17 protein-coding genes are annotated in these 20,460 nt (G+C 73.6%); 5 read left to right on the top strand and 12 right to left on the bottom strand.

All coding sequences use genetic code 11. The features are described 5' to 3' along the window. Positions 1 to 164 precede the first annotated feature (164 nt). Together BUE48_RS05945 and BUE48_RS05950 are read left to right on the top strand one after the other, a co-directional pair. On the top strand, positions 165 to 554 hold the full coding sequence (locus BUE48_RS05945; RefSeq protein WP_012851568.1) for a protein kinase family protein: 390 nt from the start codon (positions 165 to 167) through the stop codon (positions 552 to 554). Between the two features lie 27 nt (positions 555 to 581). Next, the gene (locus tag BUE48_RS05950) at positions 582 to 2,549 is read left to right on the top strand and encodes a serine/threonine-protein kinase (protein WP_286989218.1); all 1,968 of its coding nucleotides are present in this window, start codon (positions 582 to 584) and stop codon (positions 2,547 to 2,549) included. A gap of 15 nt (positions 2,550 to 2,564) precedes the next feature. Here the strand turns inward: BUE48_RS05950 and BUE48_RS05955 are convergent, their stop codons facing one another. The 6 genes from BUE48_RS05955 to ligD (BUE48_RS05980) all read right to left on the bottom strand — a co-directional run bounded on the left by BUE48_RS05955 (position 2,565) and on the right by ligD (BUE48_RS05980) (position 7,341). After that, positions 2,565 to 2,795 carry a DUF3107 domain-containing protein gene (locus BUE48_RS05955; protein WP_012851570.1) on the bottom strand — a complete coding sequence of 77 codons (231 nt, stop codon included), beginning with the start codon at positions 2,793 to 2,795 and terminating at the stop codon, positions 2,565 to 2,567. Positions 2,796 to 2,954: 159 nt separating this feature from the next. Beyond that, entirely contained in the window at positions 2,955 to 3,575 is a 621-nt protein-coding gene (locus tag BUE48_RS05960) for a TetR/AcrR family transcriptional regulator (protein WP_012851571.1), read from the bottom strand. A 120-nt stretch (positions 3,576 to 3,695) separates the two neighbouring features. After that, entirely contained in the window at positions 3,696 to 3,890 is a 195-nt protein-coding gene (locus BUE48_RS05965) for an Rv3202a family protein (protein ID WP_012851572.1), read from the bottom strand. Positions 3,891 to 3,911: 21 nt separating this feature from the next. After that, positions 3,912 to 5,267: a dihydrolipoyl dehydrogenase family protein gene (locus BUE48_RS05970; protein WP_286989221.1), complete on the bottom strand. Its 1,356-nt coding sequence runs from the start codon at positions 5,265 to 5,267 to the stop codon at positions 3,912 to 3,914. Positions 5,268 to 5,445: 178 nt separating this feature from the next. Beyond that, positions 5,446 to 6,354: a non-homologous end-joining DNA ligase gene (ligD, locus tag BUE48_RS05975; RefSeq protein WP_286989223.1), complete on the bottom strand. Its 909-nt coding sequence runs from the start codon at positions 6,352 to 6,354 to the stop codon at positions 5,446 to 5,448. 9 nt (positions 6,355 to 6,363) lie between these two features. Beyond that, positions 6,364 to 7,341: a non-homologous end-joining DNA ligase gene (gene ligD / locus BUE48_RS05980; protein WP_286989225.1), complete on the bottom strand. Its 978-nt coding sequence runs from the start codon at positions 7,339 to 7,341 to the stop codon at positions 6,364 to 6,366. 114 nt (positions 7,342 to 7,455) lie between these two features. Between ligD (BUE48_RS05980) and ku the strand changes: the two genes are divergently transcribed. Beyond that, positions 7,456 to 8,277, top strand: a complete 822-nt coding sequence (ku, locus tag BUE48_RS05985) for a non-homologous end joining protein Ku (RefSeq protein ID WP_012851576.1) — start codon at positions 7,456 to 7,458, stop codon at positions 8,275 to 8,277. Positions 8,278 to 8,479: 202 nt separating this feature from the next. On the opposite strand, the gene BUE48_RS05990 is transcribed toward ku, so the two are convergent. From BUE48_RS05990 to BUE48_RS06000, 3 genes are read right to left on the bottom strand one after another with little or no spacing between them, the layout of a single operon-like run. Continuing rightward, the gene (locus tag BUE48_RS05990) at positions 8,480 to 9,043 is read right to left on the bottom strand and encodes a superoxide dismutase family protein (RefSeq protein WP_012851577.1); all 564 of its coding nucleotides are present in this window, start codon (positions 9,041 to 9,043) and stop codon (positions 8,480 to 8,482) included. A 38-nt stretch (positions 9,044 to 9,081) separates the two neighbouring features. Then, positions 9,082 to 10,254, bottom strand: coding sequence for a glycosyltransferase (locus BUE48_RS05995; RefSeq protein ID WP_012851578.1), 1,173 nt, complete (start codon positions 10,252 to 10,254; stop codon positions 9,082 to 9,084). Continuing rightward, on the bottom strand, positions 10,241 to 13,081 hold the full coding sequence (locus tag BUE48_RS06000; protein ID WP_286989228.1) for a bifunctional glycosyltransferase/CDP-glycerol:glycerophosphate glycerophosphotransferase: 2,841 nt from the start codon (positions 13,079 to 13,081) through the stop codon (positions 10,241 to 10,243). Before BUE48_RS06000 ends, BUE48_RS05995 begins: the two co-directional genes overlap by 14 nt. Positions 13,082 to 13,299: 218 nt before the next feature. Between BUE48_RS06000 and BUE48_RS06005 the strand changes: the two genes are divergently transcribed. After that, positions 13,300 to 14,802: a carboxyl transferase domain-containing protein gene (locus tag BUE48_RS06005; protein WP_012851580.1), complete on the top strand. Its 1,503-nt coding sequence runs from the start codon at positions 13,300 to 13,302 to the stop codon at positions 14,800 to 14,802. An 11-nt stretch (positions 14,803 to 14,813) separates the two neighbouring features. Here the strand turns inward: BUE48_RS06005 and glpK are convergent, their stop codons facing one another. From glpK to BUE48_RS06020, 3 genes are all read right to left on the bottom strand, one after another. Further along, positions 14,814 to 16,331, bottom strand: a complete 1,518-nt coding sequence (glpK, locus tag BUE48_RS06010) for a glycerol kinase GlpK (protein WP_012851581.1) — start codon at positions 16,329 to 16,331, stop codon at positions 14,814 to 14,816. Positions 16,332 to 16,360: 29 nt separating this feature from the next. Next, entirely contained in the window at positions 16,361 to 17,176 is an 816-nt protein-coding gene (locus BUE48_RS06015; protein WP_286989231.1) for an MIP/aquaporin family protein, read from the bottom strand. Between the two features lie 303 nt (positions 17,177 to 17,479). Further along, positions 17,480 to 18,382 carry an alpha/beta hydrolase gene (locus BUE48_RS06020; RefSeq protein WP_012851583.1) on the bottom strand — a complete coding sequence of 301 codons (903 nt, stop codon included), beginning with the start codon at positions 18,380 to 18,382 and terminating at the stop codon, positions 17,480 to 17,482. A gap of 251 nt (positions 18,383 to 18,633) precedes the next feature. Between BUE48_RS06020 and BUE48_RS06025 the strand changes: the two genes are divergently transcribed. Then, positions 18,634 to 20,457, top strand: coding sequence for a class I SAM-dependent methyltransferase (locus BUE48_RS06025; protein ID WP_286989232.1), 1,824 nt, complete (start codon positions 18,634 to 18,636; stop codon positions 20,455 to 20,457). Positions 20,458 to 20,460: the final 3 nt, after the last annotated feature.

The following is a 20,460-nucleotide window of genomic DNA, read 5'->3' on the forward strand; positions in this document are numbered from 1 at the left end:
TAACGCGCAGCCGCCCCCAATCTATTTCCCGGCGGGCCGGCCGCGTCCCGGCGCGCTAACCGCCGGACGGCCGAGATCGGCCGAGGTCAGGGGGGACCGCCCTGATGACCCGGCCTGGCGTGGTATTTCAAAACCATCCGAATAAGCCGCCCGGGCGGGGTGCGATGGCGGATTGGCGGTTGCCGGGTTTCACCGGGTTGCGCGAACTCGGCCGCGGCGCCCGGGGCCGGGTGATGCCCGCCCGCGATGGCGGCGAACTCGTCGCGATCAAGTATCTTGCGCCGGAACTGACGGTCGATGAACGCCCGCCGGAACGGTTTCGCGGCCGGGTCCGCACGCCGGCGCGGGTGGACGATCCGCCGGGGCGCCATGAGCCGGTGTTCCCCGGGCCGGCCCCGGTGATCCGCAAGAGCCCCGCCGGGACCGGCCGCCGCGCACGCTCCCCGGCGGCGCCCGCCCCGCGCCGGCGTGCGGACGGCTCTTTGAAGCGCGCCCTTTCCACGCCGGCCACGACCGGATGCCCGTTCGGGTGCGTCTCATCGATCGTCTGGTGAAAACCGCGCTGCAAGGAGGCCTTGAAGGTGACGAACGCTTGGCGGCTGGCGGAGTTCGAGGAGATCCGCGAACTGGGCACGGGCGCGCAGGGGCGCGTGGTGCTGGCGCGGCACCGCCGGGCGGGCACTCCCGTGGCGATCAAATACCTGGAGTGCGGGGAGGGCGACCGGGAGGCCATCGAGCGGCTGCGCCAGGAGGCGATGCTGCTGGGCAAGGTCTCCGACCCCCACGTGGTGCGCCTGTACAGCTTCGTGGTCGGCGAGCAGGGCGCCGCGCTGGTGATGGAGGCCATCAACGGGGTCTCCCTCAAGGAGATCCTGGCCCGGCACGGCGCGCTCTCCCCGGAGGCCGCGCTGACGGTGCTCAAGGGCTCGCTGCTGGGGCTGGCCGCCGCGCACGCCGTCGGGGTGGTCCACCGCGACTACAAGCCCGCCAACGTGGTGGTGCGGGCCGACGGGCTCAGCAAGCTGATCGACTTCGGCGTCGCCACGCTGGCCGGCGCCGGATCCCGCTCCGGCACCCCCGCTTACATGGCCCCGGAGCAGTGGGCGGGCCACCCCGCCACTCCGGCCACCGACGTGTACGCGGCGACCTGCGTGTTCTTTGAATGCATCACCGGTTCCAAGCCGTTTTCCGCAGACAACGCGGCGGCGCTGATGCACCGGCACCTGACGGCTCCCGTCCCCGTCGAGGCGGTTCCCGAGCCGCTGCGGCCGCTGCTGGCGCGCGGCATGGCCAAGGACGCCGCGCACCGCCCGCCCGGCGCGGCGGCGTTCGTGACCGAGCTGGAGGAGGCCGCCTCCGCCGCCTACGGCGCGGACTGGGAGCAGCGCGGCATCCGCGCCCTGGCGGCCGGTGCGGCGGCGCTGGCGGCGCTGTTCCCGCTGGCCGCCGGGCTGATCCCCACGGCGGCGGGGGCCGGGACGGCGGGCGCCGGTGCCGGGGCGGCCGGCGTGGCGGGCGCCGGGTCGGCGGGGACGGCCGGAGCCGGGATGTCCGGGGCGGCGGCCGGGGCGGCGGGAGCCGGCTCGGCCGGGGGCGCCGGTGCCGCGGCCGCCGCAGGCGCCTCGGCCGCCGGTGGTGCGGCCGCCGGCGGCTCGGCGATCGCGGCCACCGCCGGGACGGGCCTGCTGGCGACGGCGGGCGCCAAGGTGACGGCGGCCGTGGCGGGCACCGTGCTGGCGATCGGGGCGGGCACCACGGCGGTCGTGGTGGCGGGCGGCGACGACGGGCCCGCCGTGCCCGCCGCGCAGAACGTCGCCGTGCGCACCCCCACGCTGCCCGAGCGCGTGATCGAGCTGGGGGGAGGGCAGCGGCTGATCGTGGAAGGCGCCCAGTACGTGCAGATCTCCGGGCATTCGGACAGCGCCGTCCAGCAGCGGGTGAACGCGGCGCTGCGCAGCCCGCTGGATACGGCGATCGAAGGCGCGCAGCGGTTCGTGCGGGAGAACCCCGAGATGGGCCGTCCGGGGCCGGGCGGGGACTGCCAGGGGGCCAGCCTGTCGGCCAAGGCGGTGCCGGGGCTGCGCAACGGCAGGCTGGTGTCCGTCCGGTATGAGCTGAAGGGCGGCTGGGTCTGCAACACCGACTACATCACCGACTGGGTGAGCACGGTCACCGTTGCGCTGGACACCGGCAAGGCGCTGGCCCTGTCCGACATGTTCGCCCCGGCCACGCTCACCCAGGCGGGACTGGACGGGCTGTGGCGGCGCTTCCCCAAGCCGACGCCCACTCCTGATGGGCTGCTGGAACCGTGCCGCCCGCCCGCCAGGCTGCGCCCGGCCGACCTGCGTCCGGTTTCGGGCGGGTTCGCCACGCCCGTGGTCGTCGGCTTCACCGATGCGGCGATGACGCTGTCGGTGTCCACCGATGAGGGGGCGGTGGGCTGCATACCGGTGACCCTCAGCGTCCCCCACGACCGGGTGCGCGACCTGCTGCGGCCGGAGTTCGCCGCGATGCTGGCCGGCCGGGCTCCCACGCCGAGCAGGTCGTGACGCGGCCGGCCGGCCTCACATGCTGCCGAAGCCGACCTTGCGGTTGTTCTCCTCGCCGATCTCCAGGTAGCCGATGCGGTCGGCGGGGATCAGCACCCGGCCGCCGCGCTGGTCGTGCAGTGCCAGCACGCCGTGCTCGGCGGCCAGGGCCTCGGCCAGCGCCCGCTCCACCTCGTCGGCCGACAGCGACGTCTCGATGACCAGTTCCTTGGGCGTGTACTGCACCCCGATACGTACCTGCACCATGCTCCCTTCGGCGGGACTGCCCCGCTTCCGATGTTCGCACGCGCGGGTGGGGAGAGGGCCGATCTCCGCTACGCCAGGAGCGTACGGGCCGGGAAAACGCTCGCGGGCCGGACGACCACGGCGGTCGTCCGGCCCGCGAGCGCGACGGGCCGCGGCCGGTCAGCCGGCCACGGGGAAGCCGGAGATGCCCCGCCAGGCCAGGCGGGCGATCAGCTTCTCGGCGGTGTCCTTGGGGATGGAGCGGTTCTGCGACAGCCAGTAGCGGGCGCTGACCTCGGCCATGCCCACCAGGCCCATGCCGAGCAGGAACGCCTCGTCGGCGGGGGCCTGGGTGTCCTCGGCGATCACCTTGGCGATCATCTCGGCGCACTGGTGGTTGGCTCGCTCCACCCGGGCCCGCACCGGCGCCACGTTGCGCAGATCGGACTCGAAGACCAGCCGGTAGGCCTCGCCCTCGCCGGCCACGAAGTCATAGAAGGCCTGGATGCTGGCCTGCACGCGCCGTTTGTTGTCGGTGGTGGACTCCAGCGCCTCACGGACGATCTTCACCAGCGACTCGGCGTGCTCGTCCAGCAGCGCCAGATACAGCTCCAGCTTGCCGGGGAAGTGCTGGTAGAGCACCGGTTTGCTGACGCCCGCGCGCTCGGCGATCTCGTCCATCGCGGCGGCATGGTAGCCCTGCGCGACGAACACCTCCTGCGCCGCGCCGAGCAGCTGCCGCCGGCGGGCCAGCCGAGGCAGCCTCGTGCCACGTGGACGGGCGTCCGGGGTCGCGGTCACCACACTCTCCGATCGCGTCGTCGGGCGGCGCGCCTCGCCGCCTCCGGTGTCGATTCCATCATCCTACGCGTCGGTAACCTCACCGGTCATCCGTGCACCGACGCCATGGCCGGACGCCGGTCAACGGTAGTCGTCCTCGTCGAACTCCACGACCCGTTCCTGCTCGGTGTAGTCGGCCTCGTCGACGTCCAGGGGAAGCTCGCCGGACCAGACCGGACGGTCCTCCTCCTCCTCACCCACCGGCAGGCGCTGCTCGGCCGCGTCCGCGTCCGGGGCCTCGACGTCCGGCACGTCCATGTCGTCCATCTCGCTCATGAAACCCCCTTCGTTGGACCGCTACAGCCGTTCGGCCAGCTCGCGCAGCGGCGTCTCCACGGCCTCACCGTAGGTCGGGAAGGCGTGCACGGTGTCGGCGAGCACACGCAACGGGATCTGTGCCCGGATCGCCAGCGTGACCTCACCCATCCACTCCTCAGCGTACGGGCCCACGGCGGCGGCGCCCGCCAACAGGCCGGTGGACCGGTCGGCGTACAGTTCCACCCGGCCTTCCATCCGGCTCTCCATGCGGCCGCCCGGTCTGCCCGATCCGCTGTCTTCGATCCTGCCTCGGACGGTGGCGGCCAGATCGTACCCGGCGCTCAGCAGCTCCAGCCCGGATTTGCGGGCATGTCGCGGAGAGAGCCCCACGGCGTACACCGACGGGCTGGTGAACACCACCCGGGGAATCGCCCGCCGGTCGGCCTCGCGGCGCTTGCCCAGCACGTTGTCGACCACGATCCGGGCCTGGTAGGCGGCGGCGTGCGCGGTGTCGGCGCCGGTCACCTCACCGGCCGCCCACAGGTGCTCGGCGCCGCTCACCCGGCAGGTCTCGTCCACCGGCAGCGGGTCGCCCGGCGCGGGCCGCACGCCCAGCGTCTCCAGGCCCAGCCCCTCGGTGCGCGGGCGCCGCCCGACGGCCACCAGGATCCGGTCCGCTTCCAGGGTGCCGCCGTCGGTCAGCCACAGCCGCAGCCCCGAGCCGGTGCGCTCCACCTTGGCCGGCTCGGTGCCCAGCCGCAGGTCGGCGCCCATCCGGCGGAGCGCCCCGGCCAGCGTCTCCCCCAGGAAGGCCGCCTCGTCGGCCAGCAGGCTCTCGGCCGGTTCCACCACGGTGACCTGGGAGCCGAAGGCGGCGTAGATCTGGGCCAGCTCGCAGCCCACCGGGCCGCCGCCCAGCACCACCAGCCGGCGCGGCAGGTCGGGCACGGCCAGCGCCTCGTCGCTGGTCCACAGCGGGGCGTCGGCCATCCCCTCCACGCCCGGCACCACCGGCTCGCCGCCGGTGCAGATCACCAGGTCGGTGTACTCGTAGCCGGTGCCGTCCACCTCGATGCGGCCGGGGGCGGTCACCTGCCCGTAGCCGCGCAGCACCGCGATCCCCTCCTCGGCCAGCCGGGCCGCCGTCGCGGCGTCGTCCAGGTGCCCGGTCAGCTCGTCGCGGCGCGCGATGGCGGTCTCCCAGCTTTCGCCCCGGCGGGCCGAGTGCAGCAGCGACTTGGACGGCACGCAGGCGAAATACGGGGACTCCCCGCCGACCAGCCGGTTCTCCACCAGCGCCACCCGGCGTCCCGCCTGTGCCAGCCCGCGGGCGACCAGCACGCCCGCCGTTCCCCCGCCCAGCACCACGACGTCGTAGTGAGGGTTCTTTATCACCGCCACCTTTGTCGTTCCTCCGCGTCAACCTTGGTGAGCCCGTGCGACCTCACCGCCCGCCCGGGCCGATCGCACAGGGCTCGACATCCCCGTAGGGCAATGGTGGCGGAACCGCGGCGCCGCTGCGTGCCCAATCGGACACATAACGCACCGGCATATGAGAGATGTCATGCCTTGCTCAGGGCAGGGGTGGTCCCTCCTCCAGCAGCGGCGCCATCAGGTCGCCGTGCCGTTGCACGCGCTCCAGCGCCTGGTCGGAGAAGAACACCAGGTCGGCGGGGTCTTCGCAGTTTTCGACCTCTTCCCAGGCGAGGGGGGTGGACACCGCCGGGCCGCCGGAGGCGCGCATGGAATAAGGGGCGACGGTGGTCTTGCCCGGGTCGTTCTGGCTCCAGTCGATGAAGATCTTGCCTTTGCGCAGCCGCCGGTCCATCCGGGCGGTGACGTGGCGGGGGTCGTCGGCCTCCAGCCGCTTGGCCGCCTGCTCGGCGTACTGCCGGGTCCGGCCGGTCTCCCGCACCGGCACATACAGGTGCAGGCCCTTTTTGCCGCTGGTCTTGGGGTAGGCGCGCAGGCCGTCGTCGGCCAGCAGGGCGCGCAGCGCGCAGGCCACCCGGCAGGCGTCCACGATGGTGGTGTGCGGGCCGGGGTCCAGGTCGAAGACCATCAGGTCGGGGCGGTGCACCCCGCCGCGCGGGCCGACCCGCCATTGCGGGACGTGCAGTTCCACCGCGGCCAGATTGGCCAGCCACACCAGGGTGGGCAGGTCGTCGACCATCACGTAGTCGGCCGAGGCCCGCCCTTTGGCGCTGCCCGGGGTCGGCAGGTTCACCGTGCGCACCCACGGCGGGGTGCCCGGGGGCGCGTTCTTTTCGAAGAAGGACTGCCCGGCCATCCCGTCGGGGTAGCGCTTGCGGGTCACCGGCCGGTCCCGCAGGTGCGGCAGCAGGACGGGCGCGATCCGGGTGTAGTAGTCGATCAGCTCGCCCTTGGTGAACCCGTGCCGGGGGTAGAGCACCTTGTCCAGGTTCGACAACCTGAGCTCCCGGTCCTCCACCCGGACGCGGACCCGCTCGCCGCCGCTCACGGCGGCGCCTCAGCGGGGTTCATAGGTGACCTCCCGGGGGTCCTTGTCGTCGCGCAGGCCGCGCCAGGACGGGGCGCGCAGGTGCCCCTCCCTGGTCCACACGCCGTAGGCGACTTCCCCCACCAGGACCGGTTCAACCCACTGGGCGTCGCGGGCGAGCTCGCGGGGGAGGAGCTCGTCATAAGGGCTGGTGAGACGGCGCAGCGGCCACAGCCGCTCGTAGATGTCCTCCAGCGCCCGGTCGGTGAAGCCGGTGCCGACCTGCCCGGTGAAGCGCAGCGCCCCGCCGTCGTCGTAGGCGCCCAGCAGCAGTGAGCCGAAGCCGCCCTCGCGGCGGCCGCGGCCGGGCTTCCAGCCGCAGATGATCACATCGCGGGTCTGGAAGTTCTTGACCTTGCGCCAGAAGTCCACCCGCCGGCCGGGCCGGTAGGGGGAGTCCACCCGTTTGGCGACCACGCCCTCCAGGCGCTGCTCCCAGGTGTACTCCACCAGTTCCTTGACCTGGTCGGTGTCGGCGGCGTGCAGGTGGGGCGGGGCCTCGAAGGGGCCGGCGCCGGCCAGGTCCAGTTCCTCCAGCAGCTGCCGCCGCTGCAGGTAGGGCAGGTCGTAGAGGGGGCGGCCGTCCAGGTAGAGCACGTCGAACACCACGTAGCGGACGGGCACCTGGCGGACCAGGCGGGGGTCGGGGCGGTCGAGGTGCATGCGCCGCTGCAGCCGTTCGAAGCTGGGCCGGCCGTGCCGGAAGGCCACCACCTCGCCGTCGAGGACGGCCTCGCGGCCCGGCACCAGGTCCACCAGCCCGGACAGCTCCGGGTAGCGGCCGGTGACGTCCGCGCCGCGGCGTCCGGCGGCCCGCACGCCGTGGGGGGTGACGTGGCAGACGACGCGCACGCCGTCCCACTTCAGCTCCAGGCACCAGCGGTCGGCGTCCTCCGGCAGGTCACCGGTGGCGGCCAGCATCGGGGCCACCGGCCACGACATGCTCATAGGTGGGTTCTACCCCGCAACCCAGGAGATGGAAAAGGATCCCACAGGACATGTAGCGCAAAACGCATGATATTGCGAGGCTAGGGAAAGCGCGCCCCGGGGTAAGGAGCCCTCATGCGCAGCATCTGGAATGGCGCGATCTCCTTCGGCCTGGTCACCATCCCGGTCAAACTGTATGCGGCCACCGAAGAACGGGATGTGACCTTCCACCACGTTCACCGCGATGACGGCGGGCGCATCCGGTACCGGCGGGTGTGCTCGCTGGACGGGCGGGAAGTGCCTTATGTGGACGTCGCCAAGGGATACGAATTGCCCAATGGCGACATGGTGGTGCTCACCGAAGAGGACTTCCTGGATCTGCCGCTGCCGACCAAACGCCGCATCGAGGTGCTTCAGTTCACCCCCGCCGATCAGGTGGACCCGATCTACTTCGACCGTTCCTACTATCTGGAGCCCGACGAGGGCGGTGCCAAACCCTATGTGCTGCTGCGCGACGCCTTGGAGCGGTCGGGCCTGGTGGGCGTGGTCAAAGTGACGCTTCGGCAGCGCGAGTCGCTGGGCGCGCTGCGGGTGCGGCAAGGGGTGTTCGTCCTGGAGACGATGCTGTGGCCGGATGAGGTCCGCGCCCCCGACTTCGAATTCCTGCAGGAGGAGGTTCGGGTGCGCCCTCAGGAGCTGGCCATGGCCGGGGCGCTGATCGAGACGATGACGGGGGACTTCGACCCGGCCGCCTACACCGACTCCTACCGGCGGGCGCTGCTGGAGGTGATCGAGGCCAAGATCGCGGGTGCTCAGGTCGTCCGGCCCCAGCCGCCGCCGCAGCCGCCCCCCGCCGACCTGCTGGAGGTGCTGCGCGAAAGCGTCGAGGCCGCCAAGCGGAACCGCGCCGCCGCACAGCGGGAGCCGCCCGGCCCTGAAGGCGGCGGCACGGCCTGAACCTTTTCCGGCACGTGGCCCAAGACGCCGGGGACGAAAGCCCGGCTGGTCTCCGGCGCCCGCGACGTTGCAGGCCACGGCATCGCCCCGGCTGTGAGGCCCCCGCATGCGACCTGCGGGGACGGCGTGGTGAAAAGGTGCATCGGGCCGACCCGCCGCCCCCGGGCCCGTCCGGGGACGGACCCGGGGACCGGCTGCGGTGTCAGCGGCGCCCCAGGTCGCCGAACGGCACCGTGGTGCACACCAGGCGGTCGCCGGCGTCCCCGGTCTGCGGGTCGGTCTCCTTGGAGTGGATGACCACCGACTTGGCCGCCCCCTTGGGGATCCGCCAGGAGCGCAGGGCCATGGCGCGGGCGGTGCGGTCCGGGCCGACCGTCAGGTCCAGCCAGATCTCCCGCGCCATCAGCGGCGCCCGCCGGGGCACCCGCGGGCTCTGGTAGTGCGGCCCGGAAGAGGCGGGAGTGCGCCCGCACGCGTTGACGTGGACGTGGACGCCGAACCGCTTGCCCACGGCACTGGCGGGGAACCCGGAGGCCGCGATGCCCACCCAGGTGCCGCCGGCGAGCTCCCCGGTCTGGACCGTGGTGCGGATCCCCCGCCAGGAGCGGTGGTAGACCTTGGTCGGCCCGGTGACCTCGATGGCGCGGACCCTGGAGACGACCCGGTCGCCGGGGTCGGCCAGCGCCGGGGCCACCGGCGCCGCGACGGCACCGGTCATGGCGCCGGCCATGGCCGTGATGAACGCGGTATGTCTCAGCAGCGACATGGCTGCCCCCCGTGAGATGACTCAATGTATCCAAGTAATTACGAAGAGAAGTCATGTTCGTCTCGGTGCAGCAGCTCAAGCAGCCGCTCCCAGCGATCCAGCACCGTGTCGGGATGCAGCCGCCGCACTCCGGCCACCGCGTTGTCGCCGAGCTTGCGGCGCAGATCCCCGTCGCCCATCAGCCGCCGCAGCGCCGCCGCCAGCGCCGGGACGTGCCCGGGCGGCACCAGCAGCCCGTCCACCTCGTCGGTCAGCAGCTCGCGCACGCCCGGGGCGCAGTCGAAGGCCACCGCCGGCAGCCCGCACGCCATCGCCTCCATCAGCGACATCGGCAGGCCCTCCTGGCGGGAGGGCAGCAGGAAGACCGACGCCTGCGCCAAGGCCGCCGCGGCATCGGGGGCCGGCCCGCAGAACTCCACCGTCCCGGCGATCCCGAGCGCGCGGGCCTGCGCGCGCAGCGCCTCCTCCTCCGGGCCCGAGCCGTGGATCCGCAGCCGCCAGCCGGGGTGGGCCGCGCTCGCCTCCGCCCACGCCTCCAGCGCCATGTCCACGCCCTTCTCATGCGACAGCCGCCCCAGGCAGGCCACCACGGGGGCGTCCAGATCGGCGCGGGCGGCGGGGGAGAAGGGCAGCGGGTTGGGCATGTGATCGACGTTGGTCATCCCGGCCCGCGCCCAGGCGTCGGCGTCCTCGGCGGTCAGCGTCAGCATCCGGTCGGCGGACGGGTACAGCTCCCAGATCCGGCGGTACCGGGAGGAGGCGCGGGCCGCCTGGTAGGACTCGTGGCTCATCGCGATCACCTTCAGCCCGCCGGTGCCGGCCAGGCGCACCCACTCCATCGCCCACACCTGGGCGACGATGACCACCCCGCCGGGACGTGCGGCGCGCAGCAGGGCGGCCAGCCGCTCGGCGCCGCGCCGCTGCACCGCCGTCCGCCACCGGTCGCGCAGGCGGGCGCGCACGTTCAGGCGCGCCCACGCCGAGGCGGGCCGCCACGCCAGCGCCGGCGGCCGCCACGGGCCGTGCAGGGTGACCACGCGGTAGGGGGCGCGCGGCCGCCGCGGGTGCGGCTCGGCGGAACGGGCGATGCCCACCAGCGTGACGCGGTGCCCCCGGCCGGTCAGCAGCTCGGCCGTCCGGTGCGCCCACCGCTGGACGCCGCCCAGGTCGTCCACGGTGTTGCAGACGATGAAGATGTCACGTCCGGTCACGGTCACCCCCGCCGAAGATCAGCTCGACGACCCGCGCGGCGGCATCGCCCCGGTCGTACTCGCCGAAGCGGGCGGCGAACGCGCGGCGGCGGGCGGCGTGGGCGTCGCGCTGGGCCGGCAGGTCCGCCAGCGCCGCCAGCAGGGCGTCCTCCTCGCGCAGCAGCGGCCCGGGGGCGTGCTCGGCCAGGTCGAAGTAGCAGCCGCGGTCCCGGCCGGTGTACTCCTCCAGGTCCGGCACATAGAAGATCATCGGCCGGTCCAGCAGGGCGTAGTCGAACATGATCGATGAGTAGTCGGTCACCAGCGCGTCCGCCAGCAGCAGCAACGGGGTGACGTCGGGGATGTGGCCGACGTCGCGCACCGCCGCTTTGGCCTCCGGCGGCAGGGAGACCCTCGTCAGGTAATGCGGGCGCACCAGCATCACGTGGGTGTCGCCCAGCTCGCGGGCGAAACGCACCGGGTCGAACGGCAGCCGCAGCGGGGCGGCCTTGCCGCCGCGTCCGGGACGGAACGTGGGGGCGTACAGCACCACCTGCCGTCCCGCCAGGCCCAGCGCGCGGCGCAGCGCCGCCAGTTCGGCCGGGTCGCCCCCGTTCACCAGCGGGTCGTTGCGCGGATAGCCCACCGGCAGCAGCCGGTCCGGCGCGACGCCCAGCCCGCGGGCCAGGGTGTCGACATCGTGCCGCGAGCGCACCAGGAAACGGTCGAAACGGCCGGTCATGCGGGTAAAGCGCGCCTGCTCGGCGCGTCCGGCGCGCTTGAGCTCGGGATGGTCCAGCCCCATGCGCTTGAACGCCGAGCCGTGCCAGGTCTGCAGGTAGGTGGTGCCGCGGCGCTTGCGCAGCCCGCCGGGGAAACCGTGGTCGTCCACCCAGAACTCGGCCCGGGCCAGCGCCAGGTGGTAGGCCCACGAGCCCCGGCGGACCAGGCGGGCATCGCGCGGGAAGCCGCGCGGAGAGCCGGCATACGACCACACGACCCGGATGGGCCGGCCCGACCGGCGCAGCTCCTCGTAGATGTAGCGGGGGTTGCCCGCATAGCAGGCGCCCATCCGGCTTTCGAAAACGGCGGTGCCCTTGCGGATCGGCAGCCGCACCAGCAGCCGGTTGTAGACGGCCTGCTTGGTCTTCTGGCTGCCGAGCCTGCGCCGCACGTCCTGCTCGGCCGCCCGGATCCGCCGCCACAGCCGGCGGCCCGCCCGCGTCGCGGCCGCCCAGCGCACGGCCCGGCGGGCCAGGCGGTGCCGCAGCCGGCGCCCGGTGAGCCGGAACGCCACCCGGTCCTGCCGGGTGCGCAGCGGCACCAGGCGGTCCCCGGCGAGCCGGGTCAGTCTGGGACGCGCCGGCAGCTCCGTCTCCAGCACCGTCTCGTCGGCCGGGCGCGGCCGCAGCGCGGTGCGTTCCCCGTTGACGCTCAGCCGCAGCCACAGATCCCACACCGGGTCGATGAACCCCCACGGCCGCAGCACCCGGGACGGCAGGAAGCACGCCCGCCACTGCAGCCACCCCTTGCGCCGGGTGACCTCGGCGGGCACCGACAGCACCCGGCCCTTGCGCCGCCGGTCGGCGAACTCCACGGTCAGCTGCACCTCGGCGTCCGGGGGGATCCGCTCCAGCGGGTTGTGCACCCGCCCGGCCATCAGCACCAGCGGGCCGCACCGCCGCAGCCGGGTCAGCGTGCAGACGGGCCGGACCCGGCTCGGCGGGGCGGTGTGGATGCCCAGGTCGGTCACGTCGAGCACCGGATGCGCCGGATGCCCCTCCAGCCGCCCCCAGTACACCCGGCCGTGCCGTTCGGTCAGCTCCGTCAGCAGCTCGGGAACCCGGCCGCGGCCGTACTCGGCGGCGGCCAGCGCCCCCTCCAGATCCCCGCGTCCCAGCAGGAAGGCGGCGATGGCGGGCATCGGGTTGGCCTTCTGCCAGACCCGCTCGTCCAGCTCGGCCATGTAGGCGGCGGCCAGCTCCAGGAAGCGCCGCTGGTAGTCGGCGTCGCGTCCGCGCAGTTCGCGCAGGTACAGCAGCAGGTCGTGGTTGACGAACTTGGCGTCCTTGTGCAGCTTCAGGTCGGCGGCGCCGCGGGCGCGCAGCACCGCGTCGATCCGCCGGTGGACCTCCAGCCGGTCGGCGAAATTGCGCAGCTCGGCGCGGCGGCTGGAGATGGACCCGCCGTCGGGCCGAGGCTGCTGCCAATGCCAGGTGTAGACGCGGTGCGGGATGAGCGCGATCCGCCGGGCCGCCAGGTAGGCCTGCGTGCTGAACAGCAGGTCCTCATAGTGCACGTCCTCGGCGAAGGACAGGCCGCAGGCGGTCAGGAAGTCCCGGCGGTAGCACTTGTTGGTCGACAGCGTGTCGTACAGCAGGTCGGGGTTCTGGGTGATCGACTCATAGACCGCCCGCCGGGCGTACAGCCACGGGTACCACGCGTGCCCCCGGTCGCCGGGGCGGTCCGGGCGGGTTCGCACGCACCGTCCCGACACCAGGTCGGCGCCGGTCTCCTCGGCCGCGGCGACCAGGTTCAGGCAGGCGTGCCGGTCCAGCACGTCGTCGCTGTCGAGGAACATCACATGCGCGCCGCGCGCCTGCGCCAGCCCGGTGTTGCGGGGCCGTCCGCAGCCGCCGGAGTTGCGCGGCAGGTGCAGTGCGCGCACCCGCCCCGGGTGGGCGGCGGCCAGCTGCTCGGCGACCTCGCCGGTGCCGTCGGTGCTGCCGTCGTCGACGATGATCGTCTCGACCGGGCCCAGCGACTGGGCGAGCACCGAGCCGACCGCCCGGGGAAGGCGCGCGGCGTCGTTGTAGGCGATGACGATGACGCTGACGTCCGGCCGCATCCGGGCTCCTTCCTTCCCGCCGGGTCCGGTGGTCCTTCCCGGGCGGCCGCCATGGGCATTCCGGTCAAGATCAAAAAGTCCGTCAAAGCGGGTATGTCTGTTGCGTGACGGAGGGGGGCGAGCAGCGTGACGGATGGGACGGCCGGTACCGTCGGGGGGAGGCATGCCGGCGGGCCGCGACGCGGCCTGTGCGGAGGGGAGGGCGAGGTGGCCGCGTCATGACGCGGATCGGCGCGCGGGAGCTGATCGGCCGGATCCTGGACGCCGGCAGGTGGACCTCCTGGGACACCCCGCCCCGCCGGGTCGCCGCCCCCGGCTCGGCGTATGAGGCCGAACTGGCCGCGGCACGGGAGCGCACCGGCTGCGACGAGGCCGTGATCACCGGGGAGGGGCTGCTGCGGGGCCGCCGGGTGGCCTTCGTGGTCTCCGAGTTCGGCTTCCTGGCCGGGTCGATCGGGCTGGCCACCGCCGACCGGATCGTGGCGGCCGTGGAGCGGGCCACCGCCGAGCGGCTGCCGCTGCTGGCGGCACCCTCCTCCGGAGGCACCCGCATGCAGGAGGGCACCGCCGCGTTCGTCCAGATGGCGCGGATCACCGCCGCCGTGATGCGGCACCGCGCCGCCGGGCTGCCCTACCTGGTCTACCTGCGGCACCCCACCACCGGCGGGGTGCTGGCCTCCTGGGGGTCGCTGGGGCATGTCACGGCCGCCGAACCCGGGGCGCTGATCGGCTTTCTGGGGCCCCGCGTCTATGAGGCGCTGCACGGCGAGCCGTTCCCGCCGGGCGTGCAGGTCGCCGAGAACCTGGCCGCCAAGGGCGTGGTGGACGCCGTGGTGGGCATCGACGAGCTGCCCGACGTCGCCGCCCGCGCCCTGTCGGTGCTGTGCGCCGGGCAGGCGCCCGCCCGCGGCGGCCGGCCCCGCCCGGCCGCGCCCGAGCCGGCCGCCGACGACACCCCGGCCTGGGAGTCGATCGAACGCTCCCGCCGCGCCGACCGGCCGGGGGTGCGGGAGCTGCTGCGGTACGGCGCCCGCGACGTCACCGTGCTGTCGGGCACCGGCGAAGGGGAGGCCGACCCGGGGCTGCTGCTGGCTTTGGCCAGGTTCGGCGAGGCGGCCTGCGTGGTCGTCGGGCAGGACCGGCGCAGCCAGCGCAGCGGCCACCCGATCGGCCCGGCCGGGCTGCGGGTCGCCCGGCGCGGCATGCGGCTGGCCCGCGAGCTGCACCTGCCGCTGCTGACCGTGGTGGACACCCCCGGCGCGGTGCTGTCGGCCGAGGCCGAGGAACGCGGGCTGGCCGGGGAGATCGCCCGCTGCCTGGCCGAGCTGACCACGCTGCCGGGGCCGACGCTGTGCGTGCTGCTGGGCGAGGGCACCGGCGGCGCGGCGCTGGCGCTGCTGCCCACCGACCGGGTGCTGTGCGCCCGCCACGGCTGGCTGTCCCCGCTGCCGCCGGAGGGCGCCTCGGTGATCGTCCACCGCACCACCGCCCGCGCCGCCGAGATGGCGCAGGCCCAGGGCGTGCGCTCGGCCGACCTGCTGGCCGCCGGCATCGCCGACCACCTGCTGCCCGAGTGTCCCGACGCCGCCGCAGAGCCGCGGGCGTTCTGCACCCGGACCGCCGCCGCGATCGCCGCGCACCTGGCCGAGTTGACCGCCGCCGACCCCGCCGACCGCATGGCCGCCCGCGACCGCCGCCTGCAGGGACCGCCGCCCGCCTAGCCGGGGCCCTCTCAGCCGACGTCGACCCAGTCCAGCGTCCGCTCCACGGCCTTCTTCCAGCCCGCATAGCCCGCGGCGCGCTGCTCGTCGTCCCACTGCGGCAGCCAGCGGCGGTCCTCGTTCCAGTTGCGGACCAGCTCCTCGGTGGACTTCCAAAAACCGGTGGCCATCCCGGCGGCGTAGGCGGCGCCCAGCGCGGTGGTCTCGGCCACCACCGGGCGGGAGACCGGCACGCCCAGCACGTCGGCCTGGATCTGCATGCACAGGTCGTTGGCGGTGACGCCGCCGTCGACCCGCAGCACGTCCAGCACCACGCCGGAGTCCTGCTGCATCGCCTCCACCACGTCCCGGGTCTGGTAGCAGATCGACTCCAGCGTGGCGCGGGCGATGTGGGCGGCGTTGTTGTAGCGCGACAGGCCGACGATGACGCCGCGGGCGTCCGACCGCCAGTACGGGGCGAACAGGCCGGAGAAGGCCGGCACGAAGTACACGCCGCCGTTGTCGTCGACCTGGCGGGCCAGGATCTCGCTCTGCGCCGCGGTGGAGATGATCCGAAGCTGGTCGCGCAGCCACTGCACCGCCGACCCGGTCACCGCGATGGACCCCTCCAGCGCGTACACCGGCTTGGCGTCGCCGAACCGGTAGCACACGGTGGTGAGCAGGCCGTGGCGGGAGCGCACCGGCTCGGTGCCGGTGTTCAGCAGCAGGAAGTTGCCGGTGCCGTAGGTGTTCTTGGCCTGGCCGGGTTCGAAGCACACCTGCCCGACCGTGGCGGCCTGCTGGTCGCCCAGCGCCCCCGACAGCGGCACCTCCCCGCCCAGCGGGCCGTCCGCCCGGGTCACCCCGTAGCCGGCCGGGTCGCTGGACGGCCGGATCTGCGGCAGCATCGCGCGCGGGATGCCGAAGAACGACAGCAGCTCCTCGTCCCACTCCAGCGTCTCCAGGTCCATCAGCATGGTGCGGCTGGCGTTGGTGACGTCGGTGACGTGGACGCCGCCGTCGACCCCGCCGGTCAGGTTCCACAGCAGCCAGGTGTCGATGGTGCCGAACAATGCCTCGCCGGCCTCGGCCGCCTCGCGCACCCCGGGGACGTTCTCCAAGATCCACTGCACCTTGCCGGCGGAGAAGTACGTCGCCGGGGGCAGGCCCGCCTTGCGGCGGATCACCTCGCCCCGCCCGTCGCGCTCCAGCGCCGCGGCGATCCGGTCGGTGCGGGTGTCCTGCCAGACGATCGCGTTGTAGTAGGGGCGGCCGGTGCGCCGGTTCCACACCACGGCGGTCTCGCGCTGGTTGGTGATGCCGAGCGCGGCCAGGTCCCGGGCGGTCAGGTCGGCCTTGTTCAGCGCGGTCTCGATGACCGTCCGGGTGCGCTCCCAGATCTCCACGGGGTTGTGCTCCACCCAGCCGGCCCGCGGCAGGATCTGCTCGTGCTCCAGCTGGTGCCGGGCCACCTCGTTGCCGCCATGGTCGAAGATCATGAACCGGGTGCTGGTGGTGCCCTGGTCGACCGCTCCCACGAAATCCGCCATCGAAGATCCCTTTCTGCAGGTCGCGCGGCTCAGGCCGCCTCATGCTCCGGACGGCCCGGCACCGGTGCCCGCACACCGGGCAGGAACCGTCCGACCATGGTCTTGTACAGGCCCGCGCCCAGCACCCCGCCGATCAGCGGACCGACCACGGGCACCCAGAAGTACAGCTCGCCGTGCTGGTCCCGCCAGGCCCCTTCGTACCCGGTCAGGAACGAGGCCAGGCGCGGCCCGAAGTCGCGGGCCGGGTTGATGGCATAGCCGGCGTCGGTGCCCCAGGCGAACCCGATGGCGACCACCACCAGCCCGATCACCACCGGCGCCAGGTTCGCCGCCGGCGGGCCGTTGCGCAGGTCGGTCAGGGCCAGGATCAAAAACAGCAGGATGGCCGTGCCGATGATCTGGTCGCGCAGGGCGCCCATGGTGCCCACCGGCAGGGTGCCGTTGCCGGGCAGGGTGGAGAAGACGCCCTGGGTCTTGATGGTGTGGCCGGGATCGACCGCGGCCAGCACCTCGCCGTAGTTCCAGCGGACCAGCAGCGCCGCGACGAAGGCCCCGGCGGTCTGCGCCAGCGCGTACGGGGCGACCTTGCGCCAGGGGAAGTCCCGGAAGACCGCCAGCGCCACGCTGACGGCCGGGTTGAGGTGGGCGCCGCTGACCCGGGCCGCGACGTAGACGCCCAGCGTGACCCCCAGGCCCCACGCCCAGGCGATGCTGTCGTGGTCGCCGAGGCCGCCCGCCACCACCTGCGCCACGACCCCGACGCCGAACAGGATGAGGATCATCGTCCCGGCGAACTCGGCGGCCATCTCGCCGACGATTCCCGGGTGCCTGCTCCGTTCCGCCATGTGTCCTCCTCGGCCGGCGGGAATGGACTGCGGCGGACCGCGCGGCAGAGCGCGGTCGCCGCGACGCTAAGCCGCCGCCGCGCGGGCGGACAACGAAGCCGGGCCGACAAGCGCGGGCGGGTTTTTGTCGGCCGCCTGATTGAACCTTTTCCGGCACGCGGTCTCCGCAGGTCGAGGCGGGGACGACGCCGTGGCCCGGAACGCCGCCGCACCGGACGCCAACAGATCCCCGCCCCGGGGCTCCTTGGGCCACGTGCTGAGAAAGGTTCATCGCCCCCTTATGCGCTGGGACGGTGCGTCGGCTCAGTCGCAGCCCAGCGCCTGCATGATCAGCGGCCAGGCGCGGTGCAGCTCCCGCCGCCAGTACGGCCAGGTATGGGTGCCGCGGTCGTACAGGTGGGTGGTGACGGGGATGTCCAGCTTGCGCAGTTTCCGCAGGAACGGGCCGACCGTGGAGCGCACCAGCGGCTCGGCGAGATCGGCCACGGTGCGCCGGGCGTCCGGCGGGTCCAGCGGCCCCCGCCGCCCGGTGCCCGCCGACAGGTACAGGCCGGTGCCGCGCAGCCCGGCCGCCATGCAGATCGGGTCGAACGACCGCCAGATCCGGTCGTGGATCACCGGCAGCCCCCACATGGCCAGCGGGTTGGTGCGGCCCACGGAGGCGGTGGCCAGCAGCAGCGTGGCGGCCAGCGCCGGACGGCGGATCGAGCAGGGGGAGCTGAAGGCGGCGGCGTAGCGGAAGGTCCCCGGACGGCGCGCCGCGTAGATCAGCGCGCCGTAGCCGCCGCCGGACACCCCCGCCATGGCCTGGGCGTCCCCGGCCCGGTACGCCTCGCGCAGCAGCCCGCCCAGCTCATCCAGGTGGAAGGTCTCCCACTGGGGGGCGCCGGGCCTGCCGAAGTTCCACCAGTTGGTGTAACCTCCGGCCCGTCCGCCGTCCGGGATCGCCACCAGTACCTGGCAGTCGGCGCTCAGCTGTTCGATGTCGGTTTCGCGGGTCCACGACAGGTAGTCGTCGTCCCCGCCGTGGAACAGGTAAAGCAGCGGCCAGGTCCGGTCGGCGTCACGGGACCAACCCTTGGGGACCAGCAAATGAACCTTCATGGTCCGGCCAACCGCCGCCGAGGCGACGTCCAGCTCATACAACCTGGAGCTCAGCCGGCGCTCGCCGAGCAGCGGCACGGGCGGTCTGCGGGTGATCGCCATGGCCGGACAGTCTGCCGCACCGGAGGCCGGTTTTCTTGCCGGAGGGCGCAGCGGCCCCGGCGGCGCTTTGTCATCGGGCTGATAAGCGGGGGCGGGCTTGTCAGCCAGGTGACACCAGACCGTTCACCGTTGTCCGGACCGTGAGTGTCCGCATCGTGCCGGAACTGACAAGAATCCTGCTCACGGCGATCGAGCGCGGCCGAAAGTCCCGGCACAACTCCCCAACGGCCAAGGGGTGAGGAGACGCAGGCGTGAACTGGATCATCTGGCTCGTGGCGGCCGGGGTGCTCGGCAACGCCCTGTGGCTGCGCCGTCGCGTCACCGGGTTGCGCCGGCTGCGGCCGGAGCGCTCGACCAGCCCGCTGGACGGCTACACGGCGCTGACCGCCGAGGACGCCGCCGTACCCGACCAGGTGCTGCGCGCCGCCGCCGACCACGCCCGGCGGGAGGGGCTGGGCATGCTGGACCTGGTCCCGGCCGACCTGCCGGTGGAGCAGGCGCTCGACCTGGTGCGGCATGTCGATCCGCGCGCCTACCGCAAGGACCGGTTCGCCATGGGCCGGGGCGCCGGCTATGCCGTGCTGATGGCCGGCGACGCCCTGGAACGCGCCCGGATCGAGCCGCGCAGCGGGCTGGACGCCGGGGAGATGGGCGAGGCCCTGGTCCGGCTGCGCTGCTACGCCGACACCGCCGACATGGTCGTCGCGCCGTTCCACGCCCCCGACCGGATCGGGCAGCGGCGGGCCTGGCTGCGTTCGCTGGCGCTGGCGCTGCCGCCGACGGTGGCGGTGCCGCAGACCCTCTACCAAAGCGGCGCCGGCTGCCTGCTGGCCTTGTGCTGCCCGCTGATCGACCTGTGGCAGGGCCTGGGCGTGGTGCTGCTGTACAGCCTGGCGCCGTACCTGATCTTCACCGGGACCGCGCTGCGCCCGGCCGACCTGCACCGGGCCGCCTGGCTGCGGGTGGTGCACGTCCCGCTGACCATCTGGCGGACGCTGCGCGCCCCCCGCAGCCGCTGGGAGCGGCACCGGCTGCAGCTGCGGGAGGAGGCCCGGGCCCGCTACCGCGCCGAGATCGAAGCCGGGGTGGAGCGCTTTTTGGGCGAGCGCCGCCCCGACTGCCCCTGGTGCGGCTCCCGCAACCTGGCCCCCCACCTGGTCACCCGGGACGTCATCCAGGTCAAGCCCGGCCGTTTCCCGCTGGAGCGCTGCCGCGACTGCCGGCACATCTTCCAAAACCCCCAGGTCACCCCCGAGGGGCTGGACTTTTACTACCGCGACGCCTACAGCGGCCTGGGCGACCTGGCCGCCGAGCGCATTCTCGGCGGCACCACCGGCGACTACCTGGCCCGCGCCCACCTGGTCAAACGCTTCACCACCCCGCGCACCTGGCTGGACATCGGCACCGGCAAGGGCCACTTTTGCCGGGTCGCCCGCACCGTGCTGCCCGGCACCGACTTCCACGGCCTGGACATGGGCGAGGGGGTGCAGGAGGCCGTCCGCCGCGGCTGGATCTCCCGCTCCTTCCACGGCCAGTTCCTGGACCTGGGCACCGACATGATCGGCCACTACGACGTGCTCAGCATGAACCACTACCTGGAGCACACCCCCGACCCGCTGGCCGAGCTGGACCTGGCCGCCAAGATCCTCGAGCCCGGCGGCTTCCTGCTGGTGGAGATGCCCGACCCCGACGCCCGCCTGGCCGCCGTGCTGCGCACCTTCTGGATGCCGTACCTGCCGCCTCAGCACCTGCACCTGATCCCGCTGGCCAACCTCAAGCGGGCGCTGGAGGAACGCGGCCTGGAGGTGGTCGCCGAGCAGCGCCGCGAGGCCCGCCGCGGCCTGGACGTGCTGCCCGCCGCCGCCTGCCTGATCAACCTGCTCGGCGTGGACACCGAGGACCCCTGGCGCAGCCCGCACCCCCCGGGCCCGGCCCAGTACGCCCGCGCCGCTATCGCCCAGCTCCTGGCGATCCCCCTGCTGGGCGCCGCCATCGTCGCGGACCTGCTGTTCCTGCCCTTCCAGGGCTCCCACAGCAACACCTACCGCGTCCTGGCCCGCAAGCAGTCCGGCTGACCG

The organism is Thermomonospora sp. CIF 1, assembly GCF_001896795.1.
Classification (GTDB): Bacteria; Actinomycetota; Actinomycetes; order Streptosporangiales; family Streptosporangiaceae; genus Thermomonospora; species Thermomonospora curvata.

What these genes read in the sequence shown, in the direction of transcription:
- BUE48_RS05945 (WP_012851568.1), top strand. Translation starts at nt 165, where the DNA reads ATGGCGGATTGGCGGTTGCCGGGTTTCACCGGGTTGCGCGAACTCGGC.
- BUE48_RS05955 (WP_012851570.1), bottom strand. Translation starts at nt 2,795, where the DNA reads ATGGTGCAGGTACGTATCGGGGTGCAGTACACGCCCAAGGAACTGGTC.
- BUE48_RS05965 (WP_012851572.1), bottom strand. Translation starts at nt 3,890, where the DNA reads ATGAGCGAGATGGACGACATGGACGTGCCGGACGTCGAGGCCCCGGAC.
- ligD (WP_286989225.1), bottom strand. Translation starts at nt 7,341, where the DNA reads ATGAGCATGTCGTGGCCGGTGGCCCCGATGCTGGCCGCCACCGGTGAC.
- ku (WP_012851576.1), top strand. Translation starts at nt 7,456, where the DNA reads ATGCGCAGCATCTGGAATGGCGCGATCTCCTTCGGCCTGGTCACCATC.
- BUE48_RS05990 (WP_012851577.1), bottom strand. Translation starts at nt 9,043, where the DNA reads ATGTCGCTGCTGAGACATACCGCGTTCATCACGGCCATGGCCGGCGCC.
- BUE48_RS06000 (WP_286989228.1), bottom strand. Translation starts at nt 13,081, where the DNA reads ATGCGGCCGGACGTCAGCGTCATCGTCATCGCCTACAACGACGCCGCG.
- BUE48_RS06005 (WP_012851580.1), top strand. Translation starts at nt 13,300, where the DNA reads ATGACGCGGATCGGCGCGCGGGAGCTGATCGGCCGGATCCTGGACGCC.
- glpK (WP_012851581.1), bottom strand. Translation starts at nt 16,331, where the DNA reads ATGGCGGATTTCGTGGGAGCGGTCGACCAGGGCACCACCAGCACCCGG.
- BUE48_RS06015 (WP_286989231.1), bottom strand. Translation starts at nt 17,176, where the DNA reads ATGGCGGAACGGAGCAGGCACCCGGGAATCGTCGGCGAGATGGCCGCC.
- BUE48_RS06020 (WP_012851583.1), bottom strand. Translation starts at nt 18,382, where the DNA reads ATGGCGATCACCCGCAGACCGCCCGTGCCGCTGCTCGGCGAGCGCCGG.